At 37.5% G+C, this 248-nt stretch carries 1 protein-coding gene; it reads right to left on the reverse strand.

The features are described 5' to 3' along the window. A partial coding sequence (locus K5S59_RS30005; RefSeq protein WP_220784149.1) for an alanine:cation symporter family protein occupies positions 1 to 248 on the reverse strand: 248 nt, incomplete at both ends.

Here is a 248-nt window from a genome sequence, read left to right on the forward strand (position 1 = left end):
ACTGAATGCAAATAAGAAGATTGCAACCGCTACAAATATAGATGCCCATGGTCCAATATGTTGGCTTAATGCTTGCTGCGTTAATTGAATACCATTTAAATCAGCTGCATTATGCACATCTGATAAAAGAATAATAAATGCTGTACAACTACAAATTAATAATGTATCTGTAAATACCCCTAAAGTTTGAATGAAACCTTGTTTAACTGGGTGCGTTACGTTTGCAGTCGCAGCTGCGTTCGGCGCAC

This window comes from Bacillus sp. BML-BC051 (assembly GCF_019656175.1).
Lineage (GTDB): Bacteria > Bacillota > Bacilli > Bacillales > Bacillaceae_G > Bacillus_A > Bacillus_A mobilis.